General features: G+C 39.3%; 8 protein-coding genes. 5 read left to right on the forward strand and 3 right to left on the reverse strand.

Annotated features, from left to right (window positions below; translation table 11 throughout):
• Nucleotides 1–357 precede the first annotated feature (357 nt).
• From NAT51_RS09720 to NAT51_RS09740, 5 genes are all read left to right on the forward strand, one after another.
• A complete protein-coding gene (locus tag NAT51_RS09720; protein WP_250598502.1) occupies nucleotides 358–6,537 on the forward strand; it encodes a T9SS type A sorting domain-containing protein in 6,180 nt (2,059 codons plus the stop codon).
• Between the two features lie 93 nt (nucleotides 6,538–6,630).
• A complete protein-coding gene (locus NAT51_RS09725; protein WP_250598504.1) occupies nucleotides 6,631–13,500 on the forward strand; it encodes a choice-of-anchor J domain-containing protein in 6,870 nt (2,289 codons plus the stop codon).
• Between the two features lie 87 nt (nucleotides 13,501–13,587).
• Nucleotides 13,588–14,523: a PorP/SprF family type IX secretion system membrane protein gene (locus NAT51_RS09730; protein ID WP_250598506.1), complete on the forward strand. Its 936-nt coding sequence runs from the start codon at nucleotides 13,588–13,590 to the stop codon at nucleotides 14,521–14,523.
• A gap of 16 nt (nucleotides 14,524–14,539) precedes the next feature.
• Nucleotides 14,540–16,411, forward strand: a complete 1,872-nt coding sequence (locus NAT51_RS09735) for an OmpA family protein (protein WP_250598508.1) — start codon at nucleotides 14,540–14,542, stop codon at nucleotides 16,409–16,411.
• A 121-nt stretch (nucleotides 16,412–16,532) separates the two neighbouring features.
• A complete protein-coding gene (locus NAT51_RS09740) occupies nucleotides 16,533–19,859 on the forward strand; it encodes a T9SS type B sorting domain-containing protein (protein ID WP_250598510.1) in 3,327 nt (1,108 codons plus the stop codon).
• 81 nt (nucleotides 19,860–19,940) lie between these two features.
• Here the strand turns inward: NAT51_RS09740 and NAT51_RS09745 are convergent, their stop codons facing one another.
• From NAT51_RS09745 to recJ, 3 genes are all read right to left on the reverse strand, one after another.
• A complete protein-coding gene (locus NAT51_RS09745; RefSeq protein ID WP_250598512.1) occupies nucleotides 19,941–22,163 on the reverse strand; it encodes an NADP-dependent isocitrate dehydrogenase in 2,223 nt (740 codons plus the stop codon).
• Nucleotides 22,164–22,280: 117 nt separating this feature from the next.
• Entirely contained in the window at nucleotides 22,281–23,552 is a 1,272-nt protein-coding gene (locus tag NAT51_RS09750; protein WP_317245514.1) for an MFS transporter, read from the reverse strand.
• A gap of 13 nt (nucleotides 23,553–23,565) precedes the next feature.
• Nucleotides 23,566–25,254, reverse strand: a complete 1,689-nt coding sequence (recJ, locus tag NAT51_RS09755; RefSeq protein WP_250598514.1) for a single-stranded-DNA-specific exonuclease RecJ — start codon at nucleotides 25,252–25,254, stop codon at nucleotides 23,566–23,568.
• Nucleotides 25,255–25,268 lie beyond the last annotated feature (14 nt).

The following is a 25,268-nucleotide window of genomic DNA, read 5'->3' on the forward strand; positions in this document are numbered from 1 at the left end:
TTTTGAGATATTTTTGTTAAAATAACATAATAATTAAATTATTGTAACTTTTTGTTTTAATTACTTATTTAAGTAGTTTTTTCTAAATTGAAGTTATTTTAACATTTTTACTGCTTATTTTTTAATAAGAAACCTTTCAGAAACAAGTAAAAATGTAGCCAAAACCCCATAAAAACAACCTGTTTTTATGGGGTTTTGATTTTGATGCTTGGTTGGTCTAATGTCTTGTTTTATAGGGGTTTTTGAAGTTTTTTTTGCTTTCAAAATTCAGTAAATGACAAAGCCATAGACGCTATGTGTATGTGTTGTCTGTCTATTTTTATGCATTGAACTGCTAACCGAAAAAATAGTATGATTATGCACAAAAAATTACCATTTAACAAAGTGATAAAATACTTTGTTTTTAAAGATCGGGACAAACTACTTTATAGTGTGTTTCTGATTTTGTCACTTTTTTGTTTTTCCGGTAGTTTGTTTTCACAAACTACATTAATTAATCCGTTAACAAATGGTGGATTTAATTTAGGAAATACATTTGCGGCAAACGGATGGACGGTTGCCAATGAGGGAACTGGTCCTATTAAATGGACAGTTGGTACAGCTGCGTCAGGAACAACATCAGTTGGAACGACCACAGCTTCATCTGCAACAGTTGTTTTAACAGCTGCAAATGCAAACATTATCCAAGGGCAAATGGTTTACGGGACTAATATCCCGGTTAATACTTTTGTTCAAAGTATTTCAGGAACAACATTAACACTATCCCAAAATGCTACTGCAAGTGGCTCAGGTATTACATTAGGTTTTGGGAAATTTACAGGAGGAATCAGTGTTAGTACTACTCAGTTGACTACTGCTTCAATCGCTGCCAATACCTATTCAGTTACTCTGGCTGCGGCTAATCCTAACATATCAGTGGGAATGACTATTGCTCCGATACCTGGATTTATAGATGTTAATACTTATGTAGCGAGTATCAATGGTACGGCATTAGGATTATCGAAAGCATCTATTAACGGAACAGCTCTTGCTGTGGCCCAAACGTTAACTTTTAATGCTACATCGGCTGCGATTTCAGGTAATGCTGCTTATGTAACTAATGATAATGGGGTGACTAATTCTTATGGAGGTTATTCAGGTAACAGAACTTTATATTTTTACAGAGATGTTACTGTTCCTTCCGCTGAAAAAGCAATTACCCTGACTTTTGATGTAAAATCTGCACCGGGTTCAGGAGCTGGATGGCAAGTATGGGCCGCACCGGTTACCCAATCGGTGACAGGAACCAACACTCAAGTGACTTCACCATTCACATATGGAGTGTCATGGCCGGGAGCAACCTTAATTTCTTTTAACTCTAATCCGCAGGTAGCCACTACAAAAACTACAGCATTTGTTCCAAAGTCACTTGCAGGAACAACATTCCGTTTGATTTTCGTATGGACAAACAGTTCTTCCGCAGGAACACTTCCTCCGGCAGCAATTGATAATATTTCACTTACATCAAGAATACCTGAAGAAATTACATGTGCTCAATCCGGACTTTGGTCACAAACCAATACTTGGGATGGAGGAAAAGTACCAACTTTTGCAGATACCGTAATCCTTGATAATGATAACGAAGCAGTAATGATCGATTCAAGATATTCAGGATGCGAGGATTTAATCTTGGCGGGACTCAATACTTTGGTGCAATATGCCATAAGTACTGTTATGGATGAATTCACCATCAATAACGACTTAAACCTTGCTGCGGGCGGGGCAAGATTCAATAATCATGACAGCACAAACGGTAAATATTTAAAATTAGGACATAATTTAGATGTAGGGCCAACTGCCAGATTTGACAGTAGTTTTGGTACTACTACGGCTTTTCAGGGAAGATTGACACTTAACGGGTCTTTGCTTCAGACGATAACAGTTGATCCTGCTGGTTTTATGGGTGGATCTGCACCAGGTACTAACGCATTTGGTAACAGAGCCGGTGTTTTAAACCAATTGGAAGTTACCAATACAAATACAGCTACATCCAATGTTATTTGGAATGTAAACGGTGTAAGGATTAATGGTGGCTTAATTTTAACAAGCGGAAGGGTAAGTGTTACTTCAGGTAACCGATTAGTACTTGGAAACTTTGGTTCTTTAAATGCAACCACAATTGTACTGGGTAGCGGTTTTACAAGCGGAATGATTTCAAGATGGATTTCAGGTTCAAATACTAAAGATGTACAACCGGGAACCGAATATCCGGGAACAGATAATAATTATAAGCCTTTATGGTATCCTTTTATCAGTAATGCAGGCTTGGACAGATCATTGTATTTATTGCCGGAAGCCAATCCGACTACTGCTGGTGAAGTTGCGGTAACTTATACTGATGCGACAACGGCAACAGGAAGCCTTTCGATTGCTGACGGAAGTTATACAATCAATAAAAGATATAACGGGAATTGGGCTTTTTCAACTCCTGACAGTAATGCTATTCCGGCAGGACCGGCTCTGGTTTATGTACCAAACGCTACAACACCAACAAATAGGGTTGGAGTATATGCAAACGGAGGTTTTGAGGCCATCGATGGTTCTTCAAGATTGATGAAGTTGTCAACTGCTATGTCCGGTATACATCAGGATGGAACAGCACAACCATTTGTTTTCAGAAAAGGAGTACCTTTTGCTGATTTGACTGCTTCTCCTGTTTATGTTGGGGTTAATGCTACTTCTGTTTTGAATACAGCAACCGGTATTGTATCAGCAGCTTCAGGTGACTGGAATACTCCATCTACATGGGTTGGAGGTGTAGTTCCTGCTTGTGGTAATGTGGCTACTATTGCTAACGGACATAATGTTACGGTTACAACGACAGCTAATGCTGCAGGTGTAATTATCAATAAAGGAGGTACTTTGACAAATAATGCGGGTGCCACTACAATGACGGTAGGTTGTACCAATAACAATTCTGCTTTCTACAATTACGGTACACATACAATGACTGCCGGTAATTTAAAAGTGAACGGTTTTGTTGCTCACAAAACCGGAAGTTTCTTTAATCAGACAGGCGGTGAAATTATCATCGATAGTAATAATAATGGAGATGTAGCAACTTCAGTTGCTTTTGGAGGTACTTCATGTAAAATTGAAACTTCAAATTTAGCCTTAACTGGTGGTAAAATTACAATTGTGGATCCATTGGTTAATATTGGATCACCAATTTCTGCTACTTCAATAGGGAATTACACATTGAATACAGAGGGAGCTACAGGTACTTTTACTGTTAGCGGAAGTATTACCGGAAGTTCAGCCAGTATGGGTAATGTTGTGAATGTTTTTGCGGTTGGTCAGGTGATATCCGGACATGCTAATATTCCTGCAGGTACAACTATTACAGCTATTACAGTGGGGGCCTTTGGATTCCCTTATCCTCCGGTAACATTAACACTATCAACTCCGGTTACTGCACCTGTTCCAGCAGCAACTCCTCTTAATTTCTCTTCTATGGTAAACAATTGTTCTGCTGTAGTTGTTGAAGCTAATGCAACGAATGCTAACTTAGCAATAGGGACAGGAGTTTCTGGTCCTGGTATACCAGTTGGGACAGTTATTACAGGAATAAATTTTAATAATGACTCGACAACTAATATTGTTAAAATCACTTTATCGTCTTCAGTTACGGGTTTAGCTATATCTCCAATCGCAACTCCACAGACATTGACTTTTACAGGGGTAAATCCGGGATCATACGCAGTAATTTTAACAGCCGCCAATCCTAGCATAGTTGCGGGGATGACCGTTTCAGGGACAGGTATCAAGCCAGGAACATTTGTAACTGATGTAACAGGTGCGAAAGTAACCTTATCTGAAGCTATCCAAGTTGGAGCTCCGTCTCCTCTGGTTATGGATTTTTATCCTTTCAATACACTTTCAAGTGGTTCATTTGTTTATGCGTCGCCAATTCACTATGCTGCAGGACTGAATCATACACTTCAAATTGGGGATGGTATATCAGCGCAAAACACATCGCTGATCTCAACAGGATTTAACTGTCAATTTCAGGCACTGGGAGGATTATTCTCTTTAGGGAACTTAACAGTTGATGCACCTGACGGGAACAACAGGTTTATGAATGTGAGCAGCAATAATGCTAATAACGCTTACAATATGAACGTTCAGAATGCATTTACGGTTACTGCCGGAAGTGCTTTTAGAAAGACGTTTGCGAATGCAACGGTTTATGTTGGAGGTAATATTATAAATAACGGTACAATCAATTTCCCTTCAGCCGGCACAGGTTTAACTTTAGGGAACTTAATTAATGGTACAGCTGTACCAACAACACTAGCACAGACAATTTCGGGCTCAGGGATTTGGGAAACAAATCAATGGTCATTGACTAACGGACCTTTAGCAGGTTATGCTTTATCGGCTTTAACTATCAACAACGCAAATTCTGCTGGGGTAACTTTACAGGTGCCTAATTTCAGGGTATGGGGTTCAGTTACTTTAACTAATGGTATTCTACATACTTCAGCTGCTAACCCGATTTATTGTGGTGTTCAAGATGTTATGGGGACAACATATTTTGGAGGTGCTTTCAGTGGAGGTAGCGTTACAGCTTATGTAGACGGACCATGTGTTCACGCTAACAGGTTTGATAATACCATTGGACAATTAAAATTGTTCCCTACAGGGAAAAATGGGAAATACCTTCCAATCTTAATTTCCTCAACCGGTGGTGTTGAATTGATGGCTGAAGCTTTTGATACGAATTCAGGAACTGTTAACCCTGTTAACGGATCAAATTTAAGTACTAACAGATGGAAAGTTAGCAGAGTAGGTGCTGCAGGAATTTTTACAGGTTATAATGTAAGATTAGCGGCTTCAAGTTCTTCAGTTACAGCTTCAAATGTTATTGTTCATGCTGCTGCTGATCAAGGAACATATGATATCGTTTCGTCTCCGGCATCTGCGATAACTTTTGACGCTGCTCATTTCTCTATACCGGCTTTTCCTTCAATTGTTTTAACTACTCCTCAAACAGGTGGTTTCTTAGGTAACTTTTCTTATTCTGAAGGAACTGGATGCACAGGAACTCCAACACCTGGGGCGACTTTGGCATCTTCTGCTTCAGTTTGCTCAGGACAATCAACTACGTTAAGTTTAGCAAGTCCTACTACTGGAGCGGGTGTAACTTATCAATGGCAAAGTTCTGTGAATGGTGGAAGCTCATGGAATACTATTTCAGGTGCTAATGCAGCAACTTACATTGCAGTTCCATCTGTAGATACCATGTATAAATGTAATGTGACTTGTTCTGCAAGCACGGGAACTTCTACACCGGTTACTATTACTGTATCAGCTTCAAATGCCAGTGTGAACGGAGCTTCTGTTTGTACTAGCGGAACTGCTAATCTAACTGCATCAGGAAGCACAATCCTAAACTGGTATGATGCAGCTTCAGGTGGTAATTTGATTGCTACTGGAACTGCTTACAGTCCTAGTGTTTCTTTAACTACCACTTATTATGTGGCTTCAGGCTCAGAATCAGCAGGTTCTGTAAATACAGGAGTTTACACAGGAACAGCTGCTTCATCTGCATTATTTAAAGGTATCGCGTTTGATGTGACAAACAATATAAAATTAAAAACGGTTACGGTTTATCCTAAAAACACTGCGGCACTTACACCAATCACAATTGCATTGTTTGATGCTGCTGGAAATGTTGTTTCAGGAACAACTCCCGTAACTTTTACGCCAACATTGGTAACCGGTACTGTTGGTACAACCTCTCAGGTCGTTACACTTAATTATGCTATTCCTGTAGGTAAAGATTACAGATTAGTGGCAACGTATGGTCTGGCTGCAACAACCAATACACTAGGAAACAGTACAGCTGCAATAACTTATCCGACAGGCTCTGCACTTAAACTTACAGGTAATGTTTCAGGTCTTAATGATGTGATCAGTACTACAGCTAATGCAACAAACTGTTTCCATAATCTGACTTATGATGAAATATGTGAATCAGTAAGAGTACCGGTAACGGCTACTGTTGTGAACACTTTGGCACCAACCGGGACAACTTCTCAGGATACTTGTTTAACAGGTACTATAGCAGATTTCTCTGTTAATGGAGACAGTGGGGCAACTTTTACATGGTATGATGCTGCTACTTCAGGAAACGTATTGCCAACTTCAACAACAGCAGTTGCCAATACAACTTATTATGTGTCACAAACTGTAAATGGTTGTGAAGGACCGAGGTTTGGAGTATTTGCACAAGGACCATGTTTGAATAATGATGATTTTGAAATAGAAGGATTGAAATATTATCCAAATCCGGTTACAGATCATTTAACAATTACGGCAAAAAATGCAATAACAAAAGTTGAGTTCTATAATTTATTAGGGCAAAAATTAAAAGTGTTAGATGTTAATACTGATACAGTTCAATTTGATTTTAATGGGTTTGCAGCGTCAACTTATTTAATCAAAGTGTATTCAGAAGAAAATGTTCAACTTTTTAAAGTTGTCAAAAAATAATTTTCATGGGATGTGAGGTGATCTTTAAGATCATCTTGCTCCCATTTTTAATATCAGTTTTTATTTTTCAACCCCCAAAAAAAATTAAAAAAAATGCGAAAAGAAGTACACATTTCAAATTGGCTGTTTCTTTCCCGGTTTTTTCTCCAATTCAGGAAAAATTACGGGATGGCCATTCTGATGATTTTTACGTTCGGGTTATTTTCAAATGTAGCTTCGGCACAATTGAATTTAGAAGATTTCAGTGGAGGAATTCCCGCCACTTGGGCTATTACGAGTAGTCAGACAGTAACGAACAATTGGATTGCTACAACTCCCGCCGAAGGCTATTTAGGCACTCCGGGGGCCAAAGTGAATCCTGCCTTAAACAATACTGTTGGGACAACTGCAGAGTATTTTCTGATTTCCCCACAATTTACAACCCCAAACAATCCGGAAATCCGGTTTTGGACTAAGCAGGGAAGTTTTGTCAATAAAGGTGCGGTTTATCAGTTGAGACTTTCTACGGCTACGCAGCCTGATATCAGCAGTTTTAATGTTGTGGTAGCTTCTTGGACAGAGGCCCAACTAAATACTCCGGCAACGACTTATGCTGAAAAAATTGTTCCGCTTCCTTCTATTCCGCAAGGGATACCGGTCTATTTAGCGTTTGTTGCCGTTACAAATCAGGATGCTTCAAACCTTTCCGGAACCAGTGGTGATATTTGGTTTGTGGATAATGTGAGGGTAATTGAAAGTTGTGCCAAAGTTGCCGGAATCACTTCAATCATGTCGGCTAACAGTGGTAACATAAACTGGACACATCCTTTAGCAAACAATTTTGAAATTCAAATTGGTGATGAGAATTTTGCCCCTGCGGCAACAGGTACTCCTGTAAACGGAACCTCGTTTAATGCAACTAATTTAACTACAGCCGGGACTCCTCCTCTTAATAATGGGACAACATATGATGTATACATAAAAACCATTTGTGATGCTACAACAGCCAGCGGATGGGCAGGACCTTTTAAGATTACAACTGCTAAATTGGGATTGTCCTGTGCAACCCCGATAGTTATTCCTGCAAATATTTCAACAACACCTTACGTATTAAGTACTAACCTCGATACGTTTCACGATACTCAAAACTATACACCTTTAGATTCAGAGAGCTTAAGTTGCCAGCCTTTTGGATCAACGCAAAACTGGTTGTATGGTGATCACGCCTTTTTATCTTATACGCCGGCAACTTCAGGCTTGGTAAACGTGAATATGGCTGTAACTACTAACTATTCAACAGGATGCTACAATAACCTATCAAGTGTTTTTATTTTTGACAGCTGTAACATAGGTACTACGGCAAACTGTTTGGGGTCAATTACAACTGGCCAGTCATCAGGTGCAACATCAGGACAGATTCAAAACATGTACATGTTGGCTGGTCAAACGTATTATTTTGTGATTTCTTCGCCTTTTCCGCATAGCGATACACAACCAGGCGCAAGTATATGTTTCACATTTACGTTATCGCAACCATCTTGTCCGATTCCTTCAGGATTATCATATAACAATTTAACACAAACAAGTGCGACTTTTTCATGGGATAATCCTCAGAATTTAGTCAGTAACTGGGAATATGTAGTAAAAACTTCTCCTGTAACCCCTAATGGCACAGATGTTATCAATCCGGCGGGTACAAATAGCAATAATCCTAGCCCGGTACTTACTGCAGCTACAACTTATTATGTATATGTACGTTCTGTTTGTGGTGGTACACCGGGAGCATGGTCAGCTCCTTTAACTTTCAGAACACCATGTAATATTTTACCATTGCCTTATTGTAATGGATTCGAAGATTCGGCGAAGAATGATTGCTGGTCTCAGTTAAATCTTAACAATGACAGTGATTTTTTCCATTTTGGTAATAACGGATTTAATGAGCCGGTAGCAAAATTGCGTACTTCAAATGCAGGTACAAATACTAATGATATGTTGATTTCTCCTCAATTTCATTTGGATGGGGTTACACAAAAAAGATTGCGTTTTAAATACAATATTTACGGAAACTGGGGGCTTATCGTAGATAATCCTACAGGAGGACCGGGTTCTTTTGAGGTTAAAATTTCGACTACGGGAATTGGTGGTCAAAACTTTACAACAACAGTTGTTCCTTTGGCATCATACACTACCGCCTATAATTTTATTGAAATGGTGGTGCCATTACCAAATATTGTCGGAGATATCAATATTGCCTGGATAATACCGTCTGGGGCTAATCAAACCGGAACATGGATTTACATTGATGATGTTTGTATTGAAGATCTTCCGGCTTGTTCAGAACCAAGTTATCCGATAGTGAATGTGAGTTCCATAACGTCGACTTCGGCACAGGTTTCATGGACTAACGGTTACAATAGCAGTCAATGGGAATTGGTAGCGCAACCTTTGGGAACAGGGACTCCAACAACCCCTCCGGCTACAGGAGCCGTTGTGAATATTGTGAATACAAATCCATATACTATCACAGGCTTGGATCCTTCGACACGATACGAATTTTACGTGAGAACTTACTGTTCTTCTACTTTGCAAAGTACTTGGGCAGGTCCGGCTAATTTCAATACTTTGTGTATTGCACAGCCAACTCCATATTACGAAAGTTTTAATGATACTGATGTAAACACTAAAAAATTCTGTTGGTCAACAAATAATGTTGATGACGATCCTGCAGAATGGAGAATCAGTGGAACTGAAGCATCAATATATCCACAGCCGGTTAACTTTTTTGAACCGTTTGCATCTTACAACGATTGGTTGATCAGTGCACCTGTTAATGCAGTTGGTGCTAAAAGAGTACGCTTTAAATACCGAGTGGTGACATCACCTTTTTTCCCGGCTCCAAGAGGAAATTTTGAAGTATTGATGTCTTCAACACCTGATTTCAGCACGTATACAACTTTGATTCCGATGCATGATTTCGCGAATCCAAGTTTTATGGAAGATTCAGTTTTATTTAATGGAACCGGAGTAACGTATTTTGCTTTCAGACTTCCTCCTAACATGTCAGATCCGAGTAATACGGGAATTATTGTGGTGGATGATTTTGTAGTGGAAAATGCACCACCATGTCCAAACCCATCTCATTTGACAGTTTCAAATGTTACTTCCAGCACAGCTAATATGAGTTGGACAGCAGGAAATGTTGAAAATAAATGGGAAATTGTTATTCAGCAACAAGGAGGAGGGATTCCTACCGGTTCAGGTACGACCGTTAATAACACACCTTCATATAATGCTACTGGTTTAACGCCTGACAGACCTTATGAATATTACATCAGAGCGGTTTGTAATGCCACAGAAAGCAGTGAATGGGTTGGTCCGGTTGTTTTCAGAACCGCTTGTAATCCTTTACAAACACCGTTTTTTGAAACGTTTGATACTACTTCATCAACAGAAAGCTGTTGGAAAATTGTGAATGATAATGCTGATGGCAACAGTTGGAGTCTTAACCAAACGGTTCAGCCTATTGCCGGTGACCAAATGGCAGCGTTGTTTACAGGAATGAACGGTGATAACAATGACTGGTTAATTACACCAACACTTAAAGCACGAGCAGGACAAAGGCTACGTTTTTCTTATAAAGTGTATAATAACTTTTTTGAAGAAGATTTAAAAGTAATGCTTTCAACAGGAGGTACTGCTACAAGTCAGTTTTCAACTATTTTATATGAAAATAATTATGCAACTACTACAGACGCAAGCGGAACTACAGCTGGGAGTAATACAATAACCGTAGCTTCAAGTCAAAGAGTAAGAGTAGGAGACAGAGTGTATATTCCTGATTTCCCAATTCCTTACGGTACTACCGTTATTGCTAAAAACGGCTTAACGATTACATTGTCTGAAAATGCTACTGTAACCCAAGCAGGTGTACTGCATGTTGAATTTATTCATGAAGTTATCAATAATGAGGAAACACGTGAAATGGTTATTAATTTGACAGATATTACATCACCAACAGATATTAATATCGGTTTCCATACACCATTTTACCCGGCAAATCCTTGGAATTACAGAGGTCAATATACTTTTATCGATAATGTGATAGTGGAAGATATTCCGGTATGTCCACCAGTAATTAACCTTGTAAATGGGAACATTACGGATACAACTGCTATCATTAACTGGGGGGTGGCAGGTACTGAAACATCATGGGAATTATCAGTACAGCCTTTTGGTACGCCTGCTCCGGTGGGCAGTACCCTTCCTCAATATTTGCATACGGCTTCGGCACATCCTTATACAGTTACAGGGCTTACGCCTTCTACCAGGTATCAGGTTTATGTGAGAGCGGTTTGTAGCGGAAGTTCGCAAAGTACATGGGTAGGACCAATTGATATTCTTACCAAATGTGACATGGCAAATGTATGCCAATATACGATTTCACTAAGTAATGGAAATACAGGACAAGTATACCGTGGTTTGAATGTGGTTCAAAATGGTACAGTGATTCAAACTCTTACTTTTCCGATAGATGCACCTAATCAGCCAACTGTACTGGATCACCAAGTGTTTTTATGTACAGGAGTTGAATTCAGTTTATATTGGGATGGATCTGGTAGCGGAACCCAATATTCTGAGGCACAAGCAGTGATCAAAGATCAGTCAGGTAATGTGGTATGGACCAGCCCGCTTGGTTTGGGGACTATAAATACGAATATTTATACAGGAACTGCAACTTGTGGAGCAATTACCTGTCCACAGCCAACTAACCTTACAGTAAGTAATACAGGAGTGTTATCTTGGACTTCGGGTGGTTCAGAAACCCAATGGGAAGTTGCCATTCAGCCATTAGGTCATGGTACAATCCCACAATCAGGAGTTGTAATTAGTAATGGTATTCCGTCTTATACACCTCAGGCTTCAGATTTCTTTTATCCTTTGGCTGGAACCAATGAATATTTTGTAAGAGCGGTTTGCGGATCTTCGAAAAGTTATTGGACAGGACCAAAAGTATTTATCAAAAATGATGAACCAACAACGGCGATCCGTCTTCAGGTGAATTCAAACGGGACTTGTTCATCTCAGGGAACAAATGCTTCTTTTATAGGAGCAACAGCTTCGAATATTCCAACAACTTGTGGGGGCACAAATGGTGGAGATATTTGGTATGAATTTGTAGCAACATCAAAAGTGCATACTGTTGAATTGAGCAATTTCAATCCGGGTAGTTACTATACCAGTAGCTATCAGGGAGTTTGGCCAAAAGTGATGATGTCTTTGTATGAAGTACAATCTAATGGCTCTCTGGTTGAGAAAGCCTGCAGTGATAACAATTCTTTAGTCACTATGTATTCTTCAGAATTGGTTGTGGGCAATACTTACAAAGTCAGATTAACACTTAATGCTTCAGGACCAAATGACAAGCGATTTGACATCTGTGTAAGTGCGCCGGCTGATACCTGTAATATGAATGCATTCAATTATAGTTTTGAAAAATTACCGATGCAAAATGTGACAGGAATTTCTACGATTATTGATGCAACAGTAATACCGGGTTGGAGAGTAAATACCGATTGGCAAACAGTGTTCTATCAAGAAAGTACCCTTGGTGATGCTATAGCTTATGAAGGAGGACAGTATCTTCAGTTAACACAGGATGGTGCAGATGACTGGGATCCTAATGATCCTAATATAAAAGGATTGTATAAAGATTTCGATACTTCGGAAATCACTGTGATGGATTACAGTTTTGCAAGTGCAACCAGACGCACTAACGGAACAGGAACAACGGTTCAATTGTTTGCAGGACCACCTTCCGGACCATTTACCGTGATTGCTGAAGACCATGCAGATAGTTTGATTTGGGATTTAATTCAGGGCAGTTATACTGTTCCGAATGGTCAAACCAAAACACGTTTTATTTTCCGTGTTGTAGAAAATGCTATCGGACACATTCTGGATGCGGCTAATTTTAAAGCAAATATCAGGGTTAAAAATGACGCCATTACTCTTGGATGTAGCCAGGCATCAACTTTGGTTGAAGCAGAAGGTATTGGTGAATGGTCTGCGGATGCTTCAAATCCTGCGGTAACCACTATCGATACACCAAGTAACAAAACAGCTACTGTTTCAGGATTTGCAACTCCGGGTGTTTATATCTATCATTGGAAAACCCGCTATTGTGATTCTACCGTGACTGTTACTTATCAAGGTGTTACAACACTTCCGACAGTTACAGCACAAGTTGACTACTGTTCGAATCAAACGGCGACTGCTTTAACAGCTGTGGCTCCGGCTAATCATACTTTACTTTGGTTTACGCAACCAACAGGGGGTACAGGTTCAACTACGGCTCCAATTCCGGATACGTCAGTTACAGGTTCAGTAATTTACTATGTAAGTGCAGTTGATGCTAACGGATGTATTGGCCCAAGAGCTGCTATTGAAGTGACGGTTAACCCAACCGTTGTTCCGAATGTAGGCTTCAGTTACGACAACGTATTGTTCTGTAAAAATGATCCAAATCCGGTGATAACAATAGATCCGAATTTTACTTCGGGTGGTACTTTTAGCGCACAGCCTAACGGATTGGATATCGATTCGGTAACTGGTGAAATCAATTTATTGGGAAGTTCAGGTGGTGCTTATACGGTTACTTATGAAATTCTGCAGAACGGATGTACTAATGCAGCATCGAATTCAGTTTCGCTGACCATTGATGCTTCTTGTGTGGACATTCCAAGAGGTATTTCACCAAACAATGACGGAAGCAATGAAACTTTTGATTTAACGGGATTAGATGTAAGAAGCTTGATTATATACAACCGCTACGGAACTGAAGTGTATGCTTTCAGCGGAAATTATACAACACAATGGAAAGGTCAGTCCAATAAAGGGGAAAAATTACCGGATGGTACTTATTTCTATACTGTTACAAAAGCTGACGGATCAACTGTGACCGGTTGGGTATACATTAACAGATAATGAATCAATGAGTTAAATGAAGAACAGTCTGTCTGTTATATGCCATTCAGGCAGACTGTTATTAACAATATAAAGCAATAGCTCACAATGAAAAAAATATATTTAGCCTCGATAGTAATGACGATGTTATGGTTTGATGTAAAGGCACAACAAGACCCGCATTATACACAGTACATGTATAATATGAACGTCATGAATCCTGCTTATGCAGGCTCAAAAGAGAACTTATCAGTTGGATTATTGTACAGACAGCAATGGGTAAACATTGATGGAGCGCCAAAAACAGCTACTTTGTCGGTACACGGTCCTGTAGGTAAGAATGTTGGATTAGGGCTTTCTGTTATTTCAGATAAAATTGGTCCGGTTGATGAAAACAATATTTACGCAGATTTCTCCTATACGTTAAATCTGGGAGGAAATCATAAGCTGGCAATGGGAATCAAGGCGGGAGCAACCTTACACAAAATTGGTTTGTTCTCTGATATCGGTGACGGTCATATCCAGGATTCAGGTGATGCTGCCTTCAGTGAAAATACGAATAAAGCTTATTTGAACATTGGTTCCGGATTGTTTTACTATTCTAAAAACTACTATTTGGCTTTTTCAGTACCAAATATGTTGAACAGTAAGCATCTTGATGTTACTAAAAACGGTCAGGAATACCACTTTGGAAGTGAGACGCAACATTACTTCCTAACGGGCGGTTATGTGTTTAACCTTTCGGAACAAACGAAATTCAAGCCTTCCTTCATGATGAAATCGGCGTTTAGCGCACCTGTATCGTTTGACTTGTCTGCTAACTTTCTGTTTTTTGAAAAGTTTGAAGCAGGAGCAACTTACCGAATGGATGATTCTTTCGGAGCCATGGTGAATTATGCTATTACACCAGGTTTAAGAATTGGGTATGCCTACGATCATATTGTTTCCGATTTAAAAATCGCAGCTACTTCTTCACATGAAGTAATGCTTTTGTTTGATCTGAATTTCCCGAAAAAAGTTTCGATTTCACCAAGATTCTTCTAACCTAAACGACAAAACAATGAAAAAAAGATATATAACAATGGGTTTATTGTTGCTTTTGACGGTAAGTTACGGGCAGGATAAATCTACCGAAAGGGCCGATAAGTTTTTTGAAAGTTACCAATACATCAATGCAATTGGTGAATATTCTAAACTGGCAGGCGGAAAAGGAGCTAACAGCTATGTGTATACAAGACTGGCTGATAGTTATTACAATGTTTTCAATACGGAAGAAGCTGTAAAATGGTATGCAAAAGCTGTTGAAGGAAAAGTTGATCCTGAAACGCATTACCGTTATGCACAATCTTTGAAAACATTAGGGAAATACCATGAAGCCAATCAGCAAATGGATGCTTTTGCCGCACAAATGTCTAATGATTCAAGAGCAATCGAGCATAAATCAAATCCAAATTACATCCCAAGTCTGGGAAGCAAATCGAAACTGTTTGATGTAGCTACAACTAATATTCAAACTAAAACGGAAAGTGATTTCGGTGCGGTATTGGCTAACGATAATACGCTGTATTTTGTGAGTACGCGGAATTCAGGGAATAAGAAGGATAAATGGGCTAACCAGCCCTATGTTGATATTTTTCAATCGGTTAGGGGAGAAGACGGTAATTTGTCTGAACCGAAAGCTGTTAATGAGTTGAATACTGCTTTTCATGACGGTCCGGTAGCCATAAGTGCAGATGGAAACACGATGTTTTTTGCAAGAGACGGTCACAGTGGGGGACAATTCGGAAAAGACAAAAAAAGCAATGTAAAAGTTGGTCAGCAAGGATTGTATAAAGCGGTAAAGGTTGACGGAAAATGGACAAATATCGAAGCATTGCCATTCAACAGTACGGCTTATTCGGTGACACACCCTGCTTTGAGCAAAGACGGAATGACTTTATATTTTGCTTCTAATATGCCGGGAGGATTGGGCGAATCAGATATCTGGAAAGTGTCGGTCGTCGGAAATCAATACGGAAGTCCTCAAAATCTGGGAGATCAGATAAACACACCGGGAAAAGAAAGTTTTCCGTTCGTAACCGGGGATAACGTATTGTATTTTGCTTCATCAGGGAGACAAGGTTTTGGAGGATTGGATGTTTTCAAATCCGACTTGAATTCCTCGGATAAAGCCCAAAATGTGGGAAAACCTGTTAATACCGAAAAAGACGATTTCTCTTTTAGTTTCAACACCACGCTGAATACCGGTTACTTTTCTTCAAACCGAAACGGAACGGATGCTATTTATACCGCAATTCCGGTTTGTAAAGCAGAAGCGATAGCTTTGGTAACCAATAAAAAAACGGGGTTGGTTTTAGCAAACGTGACGGTTGCTATTTTGGATGATAAAGGAAACACAATCACAACAAAACAAACTGATAATTCAGGTAAAGTGAGTTATGATGTGGAATGTAGTGCAGCTTATGAATTCAGGGTTTCAGCCGAAAATTTTGATGCAGCTTCTTATCCGGTTGCAAAAACCAAAGAGGGTGAAAATTTAACAGAAGCAAAATTGTCCCCTGTTGAGGTGATCATCACTGATACCGAAGTGCTGTTGGCTCCGATTTATTTTGAATTCAATAAAAGTAATATCACTGCTCAGGGAGCGGGTGAACTCGATAAGCTAGTAAAAGTTATGAATGATCATCCGTCAATGGTGATCCTTGTTAAATCACATACAGATACCAAAGGACGTGCAGCTTATAACCTGAACCTTTCGGAACAGCGTGCGCAATCTACGGTTCAATACATCATTTCAAAAGGAATATCAAGTAGTAGAATTTCAGGAAAAGGTTTCGGTAGTTCTACACCAAAAATAAATTGCGGTTCAAACTGCACAGATGATGATCATGCTCAAAACAGACGTTCTGAATTCATGATTGTCAACAAGTAAGACTGGTTTTTTTAATTTGTTTTTTAGTTGTGCCCTTCATGTCAGTAAAGCGGCGTGAAGGGCTTTTTTTAAGACTGTTTCATACAGTCGGAAATTATCATTATTTCAAAAAAAGGATGCGATGAGAAAGATGTTTATGTTATTGACAGTGCTGTTTTTTGCTAACATGGGTTTAGCTCAAAATTTGCCAAATGATTGTGGTAATGCAATCATAGTTTGCGGAAATGGTAATTTCAGTTCGAATGCCACAGGTATAGGAAATACACAGGAAGTTTCTTCATGCGGCGGTTCTGAACATAATTCGTTATGGATTAAAATTAATATAGTGCAATCCGGTACATTAGGTATGGACCTGATTCCGAATGATCCTGCGATTGGAGTTGATTATGATTTCTGGGTTTACGGACCAAACAGATCTTGCGGTAGCTTGGGAACACCAATCCGTTGTGCCACATCAAATCCACAGTCTTTGAACGCCGGTAATAATCATACCGGAATGACTTTGCCTAACGGATTTACACAGGTTGGACCGGGAGCCACAAACCCTGGTAACAGTGACGGTTATGTGCGGTCATTGGATGTTTTAGCCGGTCAGTCTTATTATATCGCTATTGACAGGCCGCATGGTGACGGAGGTTTCGAAATACGATGGACGGGCACTGCAACGGCTGGAAGCGGTGCTTTTGCCAGTTCTCCGACGGCAAACAGTATTGGGGAACTTAAAACCTGCAGTGTAACACCGGATGTTGGGATTTTTGATCTTAACTCGGTAAGAAGCCTGATAAACCCAGATTTGGTTAACAATACGGTAAATTTTTATAAAACTTTGGCTAATGCGGTTGACGGTGTTTTGCCGCTTGCGAATTTTATTGCTAATGATCCAGGTGTAAATCCACAAAAAATCTACGCTAAAGTTGTAAATAATACCTCAGGTTGTTTTACGATAACCGATTTCAATTTAAGAGTCTATCCAATTCCTTTAGCTGATATGTCGGTTTCAACGACAAACGTTTGCATGGGAAGTAATGTGGGTGTTACTTTTACCGGTACTCCTGGTGCAACAGTTGAATATAGAATCAACGGCGGAATATTGCAAAGAGGGTTACTTAATGCTTCGGGAATATTTGTATTAACACAAGCTGTTTCTTCGAATACCACTTATACATTGGAAAGTACGCGAATCCTTGATAATAACAACAATACGCTGTGTTCAAGAGTTGAAAATGAAACAATCACAGTTACAACCTATCAAAATACGCCTGTTTTTACACAACTAGCTGCAATTTGTTCGGGAGATGCATTGGCTCCATTGCCAACAACTTCTAACAACGGAATCAATGGATTTTGGTTACCAGCAATCAATAATACAGTCACTACTACTTATACATTTACACCTTCACCGGGTCAATGTGCGGTTCCGGTTACCATGACGATTGATGTGAACCCAACGATTATTCCTGATTTTGCCCAAGTAGCTCCAATTTGTGCGGGTGATGCATTGGCGCCACTGCCTATTACTTCAACTAATGGAGTGACTGGAAGTTGGTCACCTGCAATAAGCAATAACACTACCACAACTTATACGTTTACGCCTTCGGGTGGAGTTTGTACACGTACAGCTTCAATGACTATTGTGGTGAATCAAAAGGTTACACCAACATTCACACAGGTTGGGGCAATATGTTCAGGTCAAATTTTGGCTCCATTGCCAACAATTTCAAACAATGGAGTAAATGGAACCTGGTCACCGTCATTAAACAACGCGTCAACTACAACGTATACATTTACACCGGCAAACGGACAATGTGCTGTCTCAACCACTATGACAGTTACTGTTAATCCTACTCCGGTTTTAAGTGTTACAAATAATAGCCCTTCGATTTGTTCAGGGAATCAGGTTAATGTTTTACTGACTTGTCCCAATGTTCCCGGAGCGACGATCCATTGGCAATATTTGTCGGCTTCAGTTGCTACAGGCGGAACTTCGGGAAGTGGGGTGGGACCAATTTCCTTAACCGATTTAATAACATTGTCAAACACGATTTTAGTACCAACAGTTGTGAGTTTTAATGTTTATGCAGAATCAGGCTGTTCAAGTGCGACCCAGCAGGTTGATATAACAGTTTATCCAAAACCAACTGTGACTTTTACTGTGGCTAATAATACAATTTGTTCAGGTGGTGCGGTATCTATTAATCTTGATTCACCGAATACAGGAGTTACATTTGATTGGACTGTAATACAAACAGGAGTAACCGGTGGAACCAGTCAGACAAATGTCGGGAATTCAGCATCAGCTGAAATAACCAATATTTTAACAGCAACAGGAACTAATTCAGGAACGGTGACGTATACAATCACACCTAAAATGGGTTCTTGCTATGGCGATCCAAAAATGATAACGGTTAATGTAAATCCAATCCCTACGGCTGTTTACGGAAGTAATCCTCCAGCCATATGCAGTGGGCAGAGTGCCTCCATAACAATGTCAAGCCCGAATGGGAATGCAGTATTTCAATGGAGTTTGGTGTTGAATGGAGTGTCTGTGCAGGGTGGAGTTCTTAGTGGAACATCAACTTCTAACACATTTACTATTAGTGATACTTTCACAGCAACCGGTAATGCAATCGGTACTGCCGAATATACTGTTACACCAGTGATGGGTGGCTGTAACGGAATACCAAAAATAGTTACGGTTACAGTAAATCCTTTACCGAGAATAACATTGACCGGTGGAGGAATTTGCCTGGATAAAAATGGTAATGTCTTGAATGCATTTTTATTGGATACCGGTTTGGGCAATACCGGCTACACTTTTATATGGCTACATAATGGAAATGTAATTCCGGGAGCAACAGGTAATACCTATTTAGTTGATCAATTAAGTGAAATTGGTGATTATTCGGTTCAGGTATCCAATGTTTGTACATCCGAAGCTGCGACTGCCACAGTTGAGGCTTTTTATGCAGCGGATCAGGCAAGTTATACCGTAAGTAATTATTTTGCAGAAAATCAAACGATAACCATTACTGTTGTTGGGCAAGGAAGTTATTTATATAGTTTGGACGGAGGCAGTTTTCAAGTCAGTAATGTCTTTTCAAATGTCCCAACAGGTGAACATTATGTGACTATTCATGATACAAACGGATGTACAGATATTTTACTGGAAGATATTTTTACTATTGGATATCCAGAATATTTTACACCGAATGCAGACGGATATCACGATACCTGGAATATTTGGGCGTTGAAAGACCAACCTAATTCAGAAGTAAATATTTTCGATCGTTATGGAAAAGTTCTTAAAACAATCAGACCGGACGGGGAAGGTTGGGACGGAACTTTTAACGGAAATGATTTGCCTTCAACCGATTACTGGTTTACCGTTAAGTTTAATGAAAATAACATTGAAAAAATATTCAGAGCCCATTTCTCTCTAAAGAGATAGCTATATAATTGCAATAAGTTAAGTAAGAAAAAACCACGCAAGTAGCGTGGTTTTTTTGTTGTATATTTTTGATAAATCAGTTTATGCCAATTTAGCTAAAACAGTGTTCAAAGTTTCACTCGGACGCATTGCTTTATCAGTTAATGCAGCAGATGGCTGGTAATAACCTCCAATGTCCTGCGCTTTTCCTTGTGCACCGATTAATTCAGCATCGATTTTGGCTTCGTTTGCAGTTAATTCGGCTGCAATTGGAGCAAATTTAGCTTGCAATTCTGTATCTTTTGTTTGATTTGCCAAAGCCTGAGCCCAGTATAAAGCTAAATAAAAATGAGAACCTCTGTTGTCGATTTCACCAACTTTACGTGCCGGTGATTTATCAGTCGCAAGGAATTTAGCATTAGCTTCATCCAGCGTGTCAGCTAAAATCTGTGCTTTAGGATTATTCTGTGTTTGTGCCAAATGTTCTAAAGACGCTTGTAAGGCAAGGAATTCTCCTAATGAATCCCAACGTAGATATCCTTCCTCCGTGAATTGTTCAACGTGTTTCGGTGCAGAACCTCCGGCTCCTGTTTCAAATAAACCGCCACCGTTCATCAAGGGAACAATTGATAACATTTTTGCAGATGTACCTAATTCCAAAATTGGAAATAAATCGGTTAAATAGTCACGCAATACGTTTCCAGAAACCGAAATGGTATCTTTCCCTTCACGGATTCTGCTCAAAGTTTCTGTCATTGCATCTTTCACATCCATGATACGGATATCAAGACCTGTTGTGTCAAAATCTTTTAAATATTTTTCTACTTTTTTGATGATTTCCCTGTCGTGAGCTCTGTCTTTGTCCAACCAGAAAATTGCCGGAGTGTCAGATAAACGTGCTCTGTTTACAGCCAGTTTAACCCAGTCTTGAATTGGAGCATCTTTGGTTTGACACATTCTGAAAATATCTCCTGCTTCAACATTTTGGGATAATAAAACAGTTCCGTTTTCATCTTCAACTACAACTATACCGGCAGCAGTCATTTGGAAAGTTTTATCATGTGATCCGTATTCTTCTGCTTTTTGTGCCATTAGACCTACATTCGGTACAGATCCCATTGTTTTAGGATCCAATGCACCGTTTGTCTTCATGTCATCAATAACAGCCTGATAGAAACCAGCGTAAGTACGATCCGGAATAATACATACGGTATCTTCTTCTTTGCCTTCTGTATTCCACATTTTACCTCCACTACGTGCTAATGCAGCCATAGAAGCATCTACAATTACATCAGAAGAAACGTGGAAGTTTGTGATTCCTTTATCTGAATTCACCATGGCAACACGCGGACCATTAGCGAAAACGCTTTCAATTGCCGATTTTACTTCAGCTTCTTGTGGGTTTCCGGCTAATTTATCGAATAAATCCTGTAATCCATTGTTCGGATTGATGTCTAATGAACTGAATAAATCAGCATATTTAGTAAAAACAGCTGCGAAGAAAGTTTCTACAATGGCTCCGAAAATAATCGGATCCGAAATTTTCATCATAGTCGCTTTCAAGTGAGCCGAAAGCAATACGTTTTTCTCTTTCGCTTCTGCAATGGCAGTAACAACAAAAGATTTTAAAGCAGTCAGGTTCATTACCGAACTGTCAATTACTTCACCGGCTTTAAGATTTGAAAAATCTTTTAAAACTTTGGTTGAACCGTCATTTCCGTTAAAAACGATTCTGAACTTACTGTCGTTTGCAACAGTCGTTGAGTTTTCCGTTCCGAAAAAATCACCTGAATTCATATGAGCTACGGAAGTTTTACTGTCAGCAGCCCAAGTACCCATTTTGTGTGGGTTTTGTTTTGCGTAGTTTTTTACGGCTTTTGGAGCACGACGGTCTGAATTTCCTTCACGCAAAACAGGATTTACGGCTGATCCCAATACTTTTCCGTATTTGGCTTTGATGTTTTTTTCTTCATCATTTGCCGGTTCCTCAGGGTAGTTTGGAACTGCGAAGCCATGTTTTTGTAATTCCGAAATCGCTTCTTTTAATTGAACGATTGATGCGGAAATATTGGGTAATTTGATGATGTTGGCATCAGGTGTTGTAGCTAACTGACCTAGTTCAGCCAAGTTATCAGCTACTTTCTGATCATCTTTTAAGTATTCAGGAAATTGTGATAAAATTCTTGATGCTACAGAAATGTCTCTCAACTCAATTGCAATGTCAGCCGGAGCTGTGAATGCCTGTACTATTGGTAGAAACGAATGTGTTGCAAGCATTGGAGCTTCATCCGTTAATGTGTAGTGGATTGTCGATTTTTTTGTCATTGTATTTCTATTTCAAAAATGTATGTACGTGTTAAAAAATGAGTAGCAAATATAGTTATTTCAACCCGAAACAATGTTGTGAAAACAATAATAATTAGAAGGTTTTATTGCTGAAATCTAATTTTCGGCTATATCTTTTTCAATATTTAAATTTCTGAACTGAGGTGATTTAACTCCCATTACGAGTACTACAACAATGGTCATGATGCCTCCGAAAACTACGGCCGGAACCACTCCCATCAAGCGTGAAGTCAGTCCGCTTTCAAAGGCGCCAAGTTCATTGGAAGAGCCTACAAATATGGAGTTTACGGAAGAAACCCTTCCACGCATATTGTCCGGTGTATAGAGTTGCAGGACGGTTTGTCTGATTACGACCGAAATACCGTCAGTCACACCACTGAAAAATAAAGCAACAACCGATATCCAGAAGTTTTTTGATATTCCAAAGATGATAATACAAACCCCGAATAAAAATACAGCCGTCAGCAATTTTTTTCCGGCATCCCTGTTCAGTGGCATATGAGTGGCAATCAGCATGGTGATTAATCCTCCTACAGCCGGAGCGGCACGCAGTATACCAAAACCTTCAGAGCCTACTTTTAAGATATCCTGTGCGAATACTGGAATAAGTGCTACTGCACCTCCGAAAAGTACGGCAAACATGTCAAGGGAAATTGAATTCAATATGGTTTTATTTTGGAAAACAAAGGTTATTCCTTCCTTGAGGCTGTTAAGGAAAGGTTCTCCTCGCTTCGGGTTTAAAATTGGTTTTGATTCAATTTGTAAAAGTGCAATTATTCCCAGAATGATGCAGGAAACAACAATTATCATAGAATAATATACACCGATAAAACCAATTGAAAATCCTGCGAATGCGGGTCCGAACACAGCTGCTATTTGCCAGGTTGAACTGCTCCATGCGGCAGCATTCGGTTTCTCTTTGTTTGGAACGATTAATCCCAAAAGGCTGAATACAGAAGGAATGATGAAAGCCCTTGCCACACCGCCCAAAAAAACCAATCCGTAAATGGAGTAAAGGATGAAATTCTTTGAAAGTATTTCTGTTATTTCAGGTTTTGTGACCAGGCACATTAAAATACTGATTATTGCCAATGCCGAAAAACCTTTGACCAGCATACCTTTTTTTTCATTCTGATCAACGATATGTCCGGCAAATAAAGCAAATGCTATTGCAGGAATAACTTCAGCCAGACCTATTAATCCTAATGACCATGGATCTTTTGTTAATCGGTATACTTCCCACTCTATCAGGACAAACTGCATAGACCAGGCTAATACAATACCTAAACGCATGAAAAGGAACCATTTGAATTCTTTAATTTTTAAAGATGAAAACGGATCTTTTTTGTCTTCTTTTTTCACTTTAATGAAGTTTTATAATTTATTTTATATCTCTTAAACGAAGTTGGATGGAAGTGTTGCCGTTCCATTCGTTTTCTTCAATGCTGTATACGGCATCGAATTTTCTGTGCCCTTCGGTTGCAGTTTTCTTTTTGGCCAATCCAAAACCAATTGCGCCAAACCCATTGCTGTTTTCCTGTTTTACATACAAACGCAAATGTTCTTCTTCCTTACCGATGGATTTTCCATATCCGGTATCGTTAAGTCCTTTGGTTATAAAAACCGGACTCATGTTCTCAGGGCCGTGGGGTTCAAATTGCTTTAGTATGCGTATTAATTTTTCATCAATCTGATCCAAATCAATTTCCATATCTATCGAAATTTCAGGTGTCAGTAAATCGGGATGGATGGTTTGTTGGACAATTTCTTCGAATCTATCTTTAAAAGCCAGGTAGTTTTCTTCTTTAAGTGTCATTCCGGCAGCATACATATGTCCGCCGAATTGCTCAAGGAATTCAGAACTTGCCTCTAATGCGTTGTAAATGTCGAAATCTTTTACTGATCGGGCGGAAGCAGCTAATTTATCGCCACTTTTGGTGAAAACAATTGTAGGACGGTAATGGGTTTCAATCAATCGTGAAGCTACTATCCCGATAACACCCTTATGCCAGTCTTCCTGATATACGACAGTTGTAAATTTGTCATTTTCATCATTGGTTTGTATTTGGAGTAAAGCTTCCTGTGTGATTTGTTTGTCTAAATCTTTGCGGTCAACATTAAAACTTTCAATTTGGGCGGCAAATGTAGAAGCTTGCTCCAAATCAAACTCGGTTAGTAATTCAACTGCATAATTTCCGTGTTTGATGCGTCCGGCTGCATTGATTCTGGGTGCAATGATGAAAACAACATCCGTAATGGATAATTTCTGCTTCTTTACATTTTGAATCAAGGCTTTAATTCCTGGTCTGGGATTACTGTTAATTACATCTAACCCGAATTTAGCTAATATGCGGTTTTCGCCGGTAATTGGTACTATATCGGCAGCAATAGCAGTGGCAACTAAATCCAGATAAGGTGTTAAATCTTCAATTGTCTGATTTTGTTTTTGTGCTAAAGCCTGTATCAGTTTGAATCCAACTCCGCAACCACATAATTCTTTATAAGGATAATTACAGTCTTCCTGTTTTGGGTCTAAAACAGCTACGGCGTCCGGTATTTCATTTCCCGGGCGGTGGTGGTCACATATAATAAAGTCAATGTTTTTTTCTTTAGCATAATTAATATGCTCAATAGATTTGATTCCGCAATCCAAAGCGATGATCAAGGAAAAACCGTTGTCATCGGCAAAATCGATTCCCTTATAGGATATGCCATATCCTTCATCATAACGGTCAGGAATATAAGTAGCGATATTCTGGGTGATGGTTTTTAAATAGGATGACATTAGGGAAACTGAAGTTGTACCATCTACGTCATAATCGCCAAAAACCAATATGTTTTCCTGATTTTGGAAAGCAGTTTCAATTCTTTTGACTGCTTTATCCATGTCTTTCATGAGATAAGGGTCGTGTAGGTCCTCCAGATTTGGGCGGAAAAATTGACGCGCTTCTTCATAGGTATTGATTCCTCTTTGTATCAATAAAGAAGCAATAATTTCATCGATTTGTAAGGCGTTTTGTAAGGCTTGTAATTTTTGTTTTTCGGGCTTTGATTTGGTTGTCCAACGCATTTATATTGGGTTTC

Source organism: Flavobacterium amniphilum, from assembly GCF_023634845.1.
In the GTDB taxonomy this organism is placed as follows: domain Bacteria; phylum Bacteroidota; class Bacteroidia; order Flavobacteriales; family Flavobacteriaceae; genus Flavobacterium; species Flavobacterium amniphilum.